This is a genomic window from Vibrio sp. VP6, from assembly GCF_028823755.1.
Taxonomy (GTDB): domain Bacteria; phylum Pseudomonadota; class Gammaproteobacteria; order Enterobacterales; family Vibrionaceae; genus Vibrio; species Vibrio parahaemolyticus.
Window position 1 is genome coordinate 1 of record NZ_JAPEID010000061.1, and the last position, 12,606, is coordinate 12,606.

2 protein-coding genes and 1 pseudogene are annotated in these 12,606 nt (G+C 44.9%); 1 reads left to right on the top strand and 2 read right to left on the bottom strand.

The features are described 5' to 3' along the window. Positions 1-10,970, bottom strand: a 10,970-nt coding sequence (locus OU793_RS22670) for a tandem large repeat (protein WP_274647848.1), incomplete at its 3' end; no start/stop codon positions are given. Between the two features lie 292 nt (positions 10,971-11,262). Between OU793_RS22670 and OU793_RS22675 the strand changes: the two genes are divergently transcribed. After that, positions 11,263-12,237, top strand: coding sequence for a peptidoglycan DD-metalloendopeptidase family protein (locus tag OU793_RS22675; RefSeq protein WP_025630646.1), 975 nt, complete (start codon positions 11,263-11,265; stop codon positions 12,235-12,237). A gap of 202 nt (positions 12,238-12,439) precedes the next feature. On the opposite strand, the pseudogene OU793_RS22680 reads toward OU793_RS22675, so the two are convergent. Next, positions 12,440-12,606 (bottom strand): annotated as a pseudogene (locus tag OU793_RS22680) (TerC family protein); the annotation flags it as partial.

Genomic DNA, 12,606 nt, shown 5'->3' on the forward strand with positions numbered 1-12,606 from the left:
GTTGGCAACGCCTGTGCCAACGTGAAGTTTGTGCTTTCTGTGGCCTCGACATTCGATGCGTTGGTCCCCGTCACCACCACGGTGTAGGTGCCATTTGGCTCACCACTGATGTCCATCACGTTGCTCGTCCAAGCGCCACCACTTTGTACCGTGGCACTGCCGCTGGCGATAACCGTTTCACTGCCTTGCGCTTTGATTTCTACGCTCACGGTTTGGCCATCAAAGCGGCTTGAAGTACCGGTGATCTGCAATGTGGCAGCGTTACTACTATCCACATTGCCTACTGGCGTGATCGCCAAGGTTGGTGTGATCGGCATCGAGTGGCTGCGGTCTTCTGCGCCCGTATTCCCCGAAAGATCTTGGTAATCTTTCACCACCAAGCCTACGGTTAGCTCTGACGTTACTGGCACAACAACATCACCGGTCCAGAGTTTCGCATCCGCTGTCTTGGTCAGTGTGATGGCGGAACCACCCAGCTCTGCGCTTGCTGCTTGCAGCGCTTTGTCAAACTCCAGTGTGACCGCGACACTTTGCCCTTCCGCTTGATGCGTTGGGTTAAAGGTCGCGTTGCTCAAGGTTGGCAATGCCTGCGATAGCGTTAAGGTGCTCGTTTCTGTGGCCTCGACATTCGATGCGTTGGTCCCCGTCACCACCACGGTGTAGGTGCCATTTGGCTCACCACTGATGTCCATCGCGTTGCTCGTCCAAGCGCCACCACTTTGTACCGTGGCACTGCCGCTAGCGATAACCGTTTCACTGCCTTGCGCTTTGATTTCTACGCTCACGGTTTGGCCATCAAAGCGGCTTGAAGTACCGGTGATCTGCAATGCGGCGGCGTTACTGCTATCCACATTGCCTACTGGCGTGATCGCCAAGGTTGGTGTGATCGGCATCGAGTGGCTGCGGTCTTCTGCGCCCGTATTCCCCGAAAGGTCTTGGTAATCTTTCACCACCAAGCCTACGGTTAGCTCTGACGTTACTGGCACAACAACATCACCGGTCCAGAGTTTCGCATCCGCTGTCTTGGTCAGTGTGATGGCGGAACCACCCAGCTCTGCGCTTGCTGCTTGCAGCGCTTTGTCAAACTCCAGTGTGACCGCGACACTTTGCCCTTCCGCTTGATGCGTTGGGTTAAAGGTCGCGTTGCTCAAGGTTGGCAACGCCTGTGCCAACGTGAAGTTTGTGCTTTCTGTTGCTTCCACGTTTGAGGCATTGGTGCCCGTGACAACGACGGTGTACGTGCCGTTGAGCTGATCACTCATATCCATCGTGCTACTCGTCCAAGCGCCACCACTTTGTACCGTGGCACTGCCGCTGGCAATAACCGTTTCACTGCCTTGCGCTTTGATTTCTACGCTCACGGTTTGGCCATCAAAGCGGCTTGAAGTACCGGTGATCTGCAATGTGGCAGCGTTACTGCTATCCACATTGCCTACAGGCGTGATCGCCAAGGTTGGTGTGATCGGCATCGAGTGGCTGCGGTCTTCTGCGCCCGTATTCCCCGAAAGGTCTTGGTAATCTTTCACCACTAAGCCTACGGTTAGCTCTGACGACACTGGCACGACAACATCACCGGTCCAGACTTTCGCATCCGCTGTCTTAGTCAGCGTGATGGCGGAACCACCCAGCTCTGCGCTTGCTGCTTGCAGCGCTTTATCAAACTCCAGTCTGACCGTCACACTTTGTCCTTCCGCTTGATGCGTCGGATTGAATGTTGCGTTGCTCAGTGTTGGCAATGCCTGCGATAGCGTGAAGTTTGTGCTTTCTGTTGCTTCCACATTTGAGGCATTGGTGCCTGTGACAACGACGGTGTAGGTGCCATTTGGCTCACCACTGATGTCCATCGCGTTGCTCGTCCAAGCGCCACCACTTTGTACCGTGGCACTGCCGCTGGCGATAACCGTTTCACTGCCTTGCGCTTTGATTTCTACGCTCACGGTTTGGCCATCAAAGCGGCTTGAAGTACCGGTGATCTGCAATGTGGCAGCGTTACTACTATCCACATTGCCTACTGGCGTGATCGCCAAGGTTGGTGTGATCGGCATCGAGTGGCTGCGGTCTTCTGCGCCCGTATTCCCCGAAAGATCTTGGTAATCTTTCACCACTAAGCCTACGGTTAGCTCTGACGACACTGGCACGACAACATCACCGGTCCAGACTTTCGCATCCGCCGTCTTGGTCAGTGTGACGGCGGAACCACCCAGCTCTGCGCTTGCGGCTTGCAGCGCTTTATCAAACTCCAGTCTGACCGTCACACTTTGTCCTTCCGCTTGATGCGTCGGATTGAATGTTGCGTTGGTCAGCGTTGGCAACGCCTGTGCCAACGTGAAGTTTGTGCTTTCTGTGGCCTCGACATTCGATGCGTTGGTCCCCGTCACCACCACGGTGTAGGTGCCATTTGGCTCACCACTGATGTCCATCGCGTTGCTCGTCCAAGCGCCACCACTTTGTACCGTGGCACTGCCGCTAGCGATAACCGTTTCACTGCCTTGCGCTTTGATTTCTACGCTCACGGTTTGACCATCAAAGCGGCTTGAAGTGCCGGTGATCTGCAATGCGGCGGCGTTACTGCTATCCACATTGCCTACTGGCGTGATCGCCAAGGTTGGTGTGATCGGCATCGAGTGGCTGCGGTCTTCTGCACCCGTATTCCCCGAAAGATCTTGGTAGTCTTTCACCACCAAGCCTACGGTTAGCTCTGACGACACTGGCACGACAACATCACCGGTCCAGACTTTCGCATCCGCTGTCTTAGTCAGCGTGATGGCGGAACCACCCAGCTCTGCGCTTGCTGCTTGCAGCGCTTTATCAAACTCCAGTCTGACCGCCACACTTTGTCCTTCCGCTTGATGCGTTGGGTTAAAGGTCGCGTTGCTCAAGGTTGGCAATGCCTGTGCCAACGTGAAGTTTGTGCTTTCTGTTGCTTCCACGTTTGAGGCATTGGTGCCTGTGACAACGACGGTGTACGTGCCATTTGGCTCACCACTGATGTCCATCGCGTTGCTCGTCCAAGCGCCACCACTTTGTACCGTGGCACTGCCGCTGGCGATAACCGTTTCACTGCCTTGCGCTTTGATTTCTACGCTCACGGTTTGGCCATCAAAGCGGCTTGAAGTACCGGTGATCTGCAATGAGGCGGCGTTACTGCTATCCACATTGCCTACTGGCGTGATCGCCAAGGTTGGTGTGATCGGCATTGCGTTGGAAGAATCATCTTCGCCCATATTACCAATCAAGTCTTTGTACTTACTTACAACTAGGCCGACATTGAGTTCTGGAATGTTGGGGACTTCAACCCTCCCCGTCCAAATTTTCTTATTCGCTGTAGCAACGAGTGAAGTAACATCATTATTTCCCAGTTTTGCTGTCGCTTCTTGCACTTCCTTATCGAACTCAAGTGTGATGTTTACCGACTGTCCTATCGCTTGATGCTTAGGATCAAAAGTCACTTTTGACAGCGTTGGTAACACTCCTTCTACCTCCAAAATCAAACTATCCCCTTTTCCGGGGATAGAGTTGACGCTCTCATAACTATCATCGTCGACCCGTATGATTATTTCTTTATTTTGTTTTTCTGGAGTTGTGTAGGTAGCGGTCCAAGTTATATTGTCACTGGTGTTCCATGATACTTGCTGAAGCTCTCCAGCTTCGTTTTTATCACTCGCTTCTAATTTCACATCGGAGAAACTAAATTCTTTAACCTCTTCTGAAAAAGTAAATGTAAGCGGGATTTCAACTCCACCAGCCGAAGGGCTAGGTGATGCAGTTGATATTGTTAACTCTGGAACGGTTGCTGCCTTTACGGTAGCGCTTGTTGATTTCTCAGTCTTATGGTTCGCCAAATCCAACGCGGCTACTTGTAGCGTATAGGTACCAGGAGTCAATGAGTAGTGCATCACATAAGGATCACCTACACTAACAGGCTCTGTAACTGATTGTGGTCCCACTTTTACCCCACTCCCGTTATCTGCTGTAGATGTCACTGAACTCAAGTTTTTATCTGTAACATACGCTGTTACATCTAAATCATATTTACCGTCCGTTGGTGTCATAGATACTTGATCAGCAGAAACACCAGATATTGCAGGTAACTCGTAGTCAACGATAGATGTGATGCCTTTGGCACCATATGTTGTACTAAAAAGTTCAAAGTCTGTAATAGAACGCCCTATTGAGTCGGTGACCGTCACTTTATACATATATTCGGTCTGATCTTCAGCGTCAAAAACCATAGTATCAGACCCTGTCGATGAGACGATATTCCCTGAAAAATTTAGCGTATCACCTGTACTTGGAACTAAATCGATAGAGTAATTTGATGCCTTTACATCATGTCCTTCTTTTGAAGTCACATTGAATAACTGACTTTCTTTTGTAAAAGCTAGTTTGCCTCCTTGCAAGCTAGTCATTCCATTAAATGAGACCGTAATAGTAGGTACAGACACGTCAATATCCACAGTCTTACTTTCACTCCAGCCCACTTTATCCGTTGCTTCAATGCTTACTCGGATTTGATTCAGCCCTTGCAGCTCACTTTTTGGCAGCTCGAAATAAAGATGTGAGTTATCTGCATTTTCCTCTTTATTAAAAACATGGCTAGGGTTGACGGTTGTGTATTTGACGCTTGCAATACCGCTTCCTTCATCCCTAATAGAAAACTGGAACCTAACCAAGCTTGAATCTGTAGGGGATTCACTGACAACAGCGTCACTATCAATTATTGGTTTGCTGTTATCGACCATCACACTGACGTTATCGCTACTTGAGTCTCCCCACACATCAATAGCTTGGATGCTCGGTTTGATCACTTGTCCATCCAAAGTCGCACTTAGAGGCGCTTCAAATGTCGAACAGGAATAGCCCTCTCCACAATCGTTAAATCGTGAAAAGTTCCCTGGATGATCATTGAGGTTATATGAATCCCCATCCACTGTTGCAATCACATTTTCTAAAATTGATTGTGCCCCAACCTTCACTTTAAAGTTCATCACCAGCTGAGCGCCTCGAATGATACTGTCATCCGTTGGGCTTGTGATTCCAATATCAACTGAACCTGGAGGTGGCAACAATAGTTCTAGAGAATGATCTGAGGATGTATTACCTGCCATATCAGATAAATTTTTAATGGTATATAGATGTTGTGATACCCCCGTTGCGATGATATCCGAATAACGTTCGGTGTAAGTACACGTAGTAACCCCAGCACTCACGCTACAACTTTTTGGTTCAAACGTTATATTAAAACGGTTTCTAACTAACAACGGTCGTTTCGTTGGCTCAGTATTCACCCCTGATAAGTTATCTTTGAAGCTCAATGTTAAGCTCAACATTTTGTTTCCATCGGCATCAAATTCAACTTCGTTACCTGTAAATAGATAGGTGTCCTCTAATGCTGCCGGTGCTTCAATATCCATCATATTAAAGCTGAATTTGCTCACCGTCTCTGTATCGTTCTGGCCCACTGTCCTAGTAATTAGAACGACAGGTGCAGTAGACATGTTTACATCTGTCGTCACACTACACTTATAACTTTCCTGTGGATTAGTGATAACGCCTGAGTAAGCATTGCTCAATCCATCATTTGGAGCTTCGCTTGAGGTGTAATTTTCTCTTACCCAACATTCTAGAGTCCGAGCCTTAACATCACCCACAGGGTTGAACTCAACACTCAACGTCTTACCCGAGATATGAGCCTGAAAACTTTCAGGTTGCGCGACAGATAACACGACCCCTTCACGTTGAACATTAATACTTTCCGACCGTTCTGCTACTGGCCGTGTTTCGCCTGAGTTATACAAAACATTGTTATAAACTTTGAACTTTAGTTCATAGCTTCCATCCTGAGATAATTCTGCAGAAGTTAGTCTTCCCTTCCACTTACCCGCTTCATCTTCACTAAACTGTATATTATTGGTTTGATCGCCATATCTATAAGTGCCGTCGATTTGAGGAATTCCACTTGCATCTTCCGCATCAAGGGTAATAACGACAGGATCGTTGCGCGTAACTAACCCACCAGTAATCGGCGTTCCATCTTCATAGGAAAAAGACACACTATGAATTGTTGGCAACTTATTTTGCACTTTAATCGCGTAATCTACCTCAGTCGCATTCCCGCGAACATCACTGCCCCTGAGTTTGATTGTACGGGTTGAACTATCACCATCATTCTGCCCTTCTAAGCTCACTTTCATATCTTCATCTACTTGTGTGCCGGTATCAGAAGGTGTATCGATAAAGCTCCAATACTCCAATGTCGTCTTGTTCACACCATTTGATGAAGGCGTTCCCGTTTCGCTCAGATCTTGAGCTGAAAGTGAAAACACGTAGTTACCACGATAATAACTTTCCGAGTTAAACCCATTCAGAGTTAACGTAGGACCATCTCGGTCAATAATTATCGTTCGTGGCTCTGTCTGAGATTCGAATCCATACTCATCTATCGCCTTAATGAACAGGTTCGCCCTCTTATTTGCATCAATGGTGATACTGTCACTTTGTATACGACCAATTTCCATTTCAAATGGTTGTGTTGGATCTCTAGGCACAATTGATCGTATTGCTGCGTCACCAGCTTGTTGCCACAGCTCGACGTTACTCACTTTAGAATCATCAATGACTGAAGTCAGCTTCACTTGAAAATCAGGTCCCAGGACGTAGTTACCAGCAGAGTTTTTGTCTACGATCCAAGGTTCAGCCAGCTCAATTACCGGGCCTTTGTTGTCTACTTGAAAAACAAATTCGCTTGTCGACTCTGCTTGAGGGTAAGCACTGTCTTTGGCTTTTACGTAAAACGAGTTCGTCTCTTCATACTTAAACGCCCCGGCTATTAAACGAACCTCAATGTTTGGTTGCTCTCCGAATAGATAAGGCTCCACACTGTCTGTAGGTTCAGTCTCATAATGTTGCAAAGTAATACGCTTACCAAACTCCGTCTTCATATCAACTTCAACTACACTGCCTGGACTCAAGTTACCCCAAGAAATATCCGGCACCCAAGATGAGTTTCCACCCAAACGCTTATTGATTGTTCCTCCATTAACAATCGGCCCTTCAGAGTCAATTAAGATATTGAATTTTGGTGAATTTGTAGTTTGACGATTAACAAAGTTCCCCAAATTGTCTTCTGCATTTACATTGACAGTCCAGTTACCATCTCCCGGATAAACGACTTTACCTTGGCTCGCACAAAGAGTACCTGTACATAATTTAACCTTAAATGAATCTTGCGTATTACTGGAAAACTGATCGCTTGTGTAATCGACCGTTGTACCATTTGAGAGATCGACAAACGATAAACTCCGCTTATCCAGTTGGTCCCCCACAAGATCTTGAAGTTTAAATGTCAACTCATGAACTGAATTCGCATTTAAATAAATATCCTCGCCAATTGGGTTCCCTTCCAAGTCGTTTGGTGGAATGTAAGTCGCTGCGGGATAGTCATTATCAACATATAGAGTTTCAATATATGGGTTTAGATCGGTATAAGCGTTACCTTGGGTATCGACCGCCGTTGTCTCCAGAGCAAACTTGATGATGTCTATTAGGTCTGTTGATTGCGTATTGAGTGTAAACAAATACTCTTTACGGAATTTATTGCTGTTGCCAGACTCATCAATTCTCAGTTCCAATGGTATCGCGGTATTAGGCGTGCTCTGTGCATACCACATGCTCTTGAATGTGGGCGCATTTTCCGTTTTATCAACGATACCTGATGGATCTTCCAAGACAATTTTAGAAACAACTTCGCCTGCTACGTAACGTTTGTTGCCGACCATAGTTTCTCGGCCAGTCTCTATTGTTAACGTTTGTTTAGGCGCTTCTTTATCTATACTTTCTCCCTCACTATCAAAAATAGCGTCTTCGTCTAGCTTTGGATTTGCCTGCGATATATCGTCAGCATAAAGCTGGGCAATATTGGTTGGAATTCCGTATTTTTCCGTCATGATGTTGTAGTAAGACTGAGCGAGATCTTTACGGTAAGTGTCAGAACTAAACTCATAACTATCTAATTTAATTAGATTACCTCCAGATCCAATACCGTTTGCCTTACCGTCATAGCTCAGATCATCATAGATAGCAGAAGCAAAATCAGAAGAGTTATTACGTGGCGTGTCTTGAGCTAAATCATCGATCGCTTCAACGAGGAATCGATGCAAGTAGTCGTTGGACAGTTCATCTGGAATTGGATTTTCTAACATCTCGTTAGTCGCATAAGATGTCACTGTTGGATCGAAACCGAAAAATGAATCGTTGCCACCGGACAATGCATACTTCACATCCGTAAGAATGAGAGCCGCGCGCTCTGAGGTTTTGTCTCCGGCCTCAACTTGATTCCAGCGATAGTCAAATAGGCCTGTTTGGTAAGTAGATAACTCCGTAACATAATAAGTATTCGAACCGTTCAGTTCGAAGTATGCGCCTATATTTGCATCGTTTAAGTTAACGCTAGCTCTTGCGCTTTTATTATCCTTCCATTGATAGTAATGCGGATCAGTTCCATCAACGCCAATTAAGCGAACTCGCATAAAATCATAATTAACAACATCGGTTGTAGTCTCACATGAAGCAACATCAAACGCGGCAGACTCATCACTTTCCGGTTGCTGAATCGTGGAACAACTAGCTAATGACGTAAACTCTCCGTTAGGGTTTAAACCTTCCAATTGAACACGTGCACCAATGAAAGGTGTCACGATAGTCATCGTCGGCAAGTCGAAACTGCTTCTGAAATAAACTTCTTGAGTCGTGCTTTCATTCTCTGACTCATCAATAGCTTGAATTACCAGTTTTTGGCTCGCGTTTTCTGAGACGTTTTTGAAGCCATCACCTAGGAGCTCCTTTACAAAAGGGACATAGTAAATAACTTCATCAACTCGTCCGCTACCATCCAAAATGGTTTCGTGAGGAATGCTTGCGGTTATGGCGTCCGTCGAAGCTAACGTCTGCGTTGTATTTTGGAACGCATAGTTGTTGTCATTGTTTTGACTTACGTAATACTTCACGACGAGCTTAAGTTTGTCAGCACTTGAACCTAATACAGTCTCTGAACTCGCATCAGATATTTTGACACGCACGTAAGGAATCTTATTTTCTTTCAATAAGTTAACATTGAAGTTTGCGAAATCAATCCCACTAATGGATTTAAGACCTGCGCTTGCATAGACATAATCTATTTTCAAGTAATCTCGGCTGGACTGCACGTTATCAGCTGTATAAGTATCTTGTGAATATACGCCTTCGTAAGTGGTTCGTTCTCCATTAAGGCTCACGTTGACGTAGCTCATGGGCGTACCTTCCGGGTATGTGATGATCTGTGCAGGTGCTTGATCATCTCGGCTCACCGCATGTTGAAACTCACCGACATTGTCTTTTGTATCAGTGGCTTTTATATCAAACGTGGTAGTTGATAAGAACTGGTCTGTTAAATACGCTTTGCTAAATTCACAGGCACTTCCCGACTCTGACGTAACGGGAGAACAAGCAACATCGTCAGGCAAACCACCCTTAAATGAAACACTGACGGACTTAATGTCCTGAGACGCTTCTTTTACAAGACCTTTAAGTACATATTCTTGAAGCTCATTATTGATAGCGCTAGACGAGGTCACGGTGATAACTGGCGCGTCGTTATCCCAAGAGAAATTGACATAATGACCTTTACCACCGCCAGGAAGCAATTTATTTCCGAGCACATCTGCAGTGTATAAGACTAAACGTGCAGCAGTAACCTTGGAAAGGCCAGTTTCTTGGTCGACATCAACAGCATCGATCGCTTTTGTATCAATGATTACTTTGATGTTCGTTTCACGAAGACCAATCTCAAACCCTTGCGCATCCACCGAACAAAACTTACTGCCTGACGTCAGCTGATCATTACATTGAAACTCACCTTGCCATGCACCGTTGAGTTTGTATTCAACAAATGCAGACACTGACTCAACACCAATATCGTCATTGATTTTGATATCTACGATGTCTTTACCTGCCAATACATCATTGTCTGTTCGCGTTGCAGTTGGCGGAATGGTATCAATATCTGTGTCATCACGAGGTGGAATGACACCATCTGTTTCGCCAGCGGTTCCAAGGCTATTTATTTGTTGGCTAAAGGCAACGTAATCGTCAGCGTTTGTTCCTGAAATGTTGAGTGTAGGGTCATTTACAACTATCAAAACTTGCTGAGAGAGTTCTTGAGTGTACACATCACTGGTGATTTTCTGCTGACCAAATGTAAGTGGTGTGACAGCTCCCGTTGCTTCGCTTATTTCTAGGCCATCAAGAAGGCCGTCTGCAATGACATCACGAAACTGTACATCAGCTAAATGCATTGATGTATATACATTGTCTTCGGATTGACCGTACCTTTGGATCATGTCATAAGAGTAAGAAGAGTATGCAGTAAGCAATGCACCATACTGATGCCCCGGCGTTGCAAAGCTACTCTGCCCACCTTTAGTAATATCAATTGGTGTGGTTTCATTGACATCAAAACCATACATGCCATTAATACTATCAAGAGCTTGAGAGACAGCGTCCGAGCCAGACACGCCGCCTGCAATTTTATATTTTGCGAAACCGGAAACAATATTGGTCAGAGGCGTCAACATCAACTTTTGGTTACTACCTTCACTGAAGTTCACCACGCCTTCTAAACGCAACGTTTTACCAACACTCGAGGACACAATCTCTTTTGTTAAAGGATCGGTGTAACTACCTTGTTGTGCGACGACATACAATGGCATCGAAGACGATTCAAATTCGACTTTGTAATCACCAAATGCATTGGAAGATGTGCTCGCTAGCTTCCTTCCTAGCTTTCCATCTTTAAACTCAAACACCTCAATTTTTGCACCATTGACTGGAGCGTCAAAAACATTACCTGAGATGGTTCCTGTATTCCTCGCAGGTGGCGTATTATCGCCACCGTCCCCTCCGCCACATGCACTCAATAATAGTGAAGTAGCCATGAGACCTAACGTTGATTTTAGCGTATTTTTAGTGAACATAATAATCTGGCAGAGTATATTTTTGCCGAGATTATATTATTGTGTGGAATTTTCTCAACGCGACGAAATAACCATAAAATAAAGCAAAAAAACTAAAAAAACAGACACTTTTCAACCCTATTCTTAGTGCTATTTCATATCTATAATTATTTAGTTAGTAAAAACAAAGGAATTGTCGTTAGTGACGTGTAAGATTTTATTTTAAATATTATACTCCCCTCAATTTTCAGCTTCTAAGCACAGTTTTCATTTAATGACAAGTTTAATATTAAGTTCTCGTAATCATAACCTTGCTCTGCCTCTTACTACCATCGCACTCACTATTATTGCAAGCGTATCTTTTAGTCATTATCTGCTCACTCCCGAGGAACAATCAGAAGTTATATCCCATAGTTATCAAGGTTTTCTTTTCGATAAAGAAGCTAACAACAGTATAGAAAAAACCTACGATAGTCACTTTCAACGAACAAAGATCACTACTGGCGTTATTAACTATGCTTTTGTGACTTCTTTGATTAATGCAGGCTTATCTCAACAAGAGATAAAGTCATTGATTAAATTGATTGAAAGCGAATTTGACATTATAGGTTCGGTTCAAAAGGGAGATAAGTTCTCACTAAAGACCCAAACCAATAGTTATAATGAAAAATACATCAGTTCCTTTTACTATTCCGGTAGTAAAAAAGACTTTTTTATTATTAACGATGGAAAAAATAATGCTTACGATGAATATGGAAATAGGTTAACGCGAAAGCCTTATTATTCATTTCCACTGGCAAAAGAGTACAAAATTAGTTCTGGTTTCAGTTTAAAACGAAAACATCCTATCACAGGTTTGAATACCCCACATTTAGGCACGGACTACGCAGTACCTGTTGGAACACCGATATACTCTATCGCCGATGGTGTTATTGTTAAGTCACGATACAACCGTTTTGCCGGCAACTACATTAACATTCGTCACACTAACGGTTCCATATCTCGTTACTTACACCTATCACGTAGTAGCGTCAGGAAAGGAGAGAACGTAGTCAAAGGACAAGAAATAGGACGTTCAGGCAATACGGGAAGGACAACCGGGCCTCATCTTCATTTAGAGCTCTTCGTAGATGGCGCTCCGGTAGATTATGCTCGTTACATCAAAAGCAATCAGGCTCCGTCTTTGAACATACAGATGATGCTAGCAGCAAAGACAGAACGAGCTGAGCTAATAAAAGAATTATTATGAGCCGAACCATAATTCCGGAGTACCGAGCTAAATGAGTACAAGCTTGGCTGAAGGAACCACTGTAGACAAACGCACTTCTTTCTCCTGAAGTTAAAGTTGAAAAACCGAGTTCTCTACAACTCAGTTTTCACCTTAAAGCACTCCGGCACTCATTTGTTTACCCATGAGAATTTATTTATTTTTTATGTATTTAACAAGTGCTCTAGGTAGCTACGTCATGCATCGGTCTGATTCGCTGGATAGTTCGGCGCTGCTTGTTCTTTAGTTGGATGTGACACAGTTCCAGCACCAAACCAAACGCCATCGCAAAGTACACATACCCTTTATTGATATGGATTGCGAAGCCTTCGGCCATCAGCAAGCCACCCA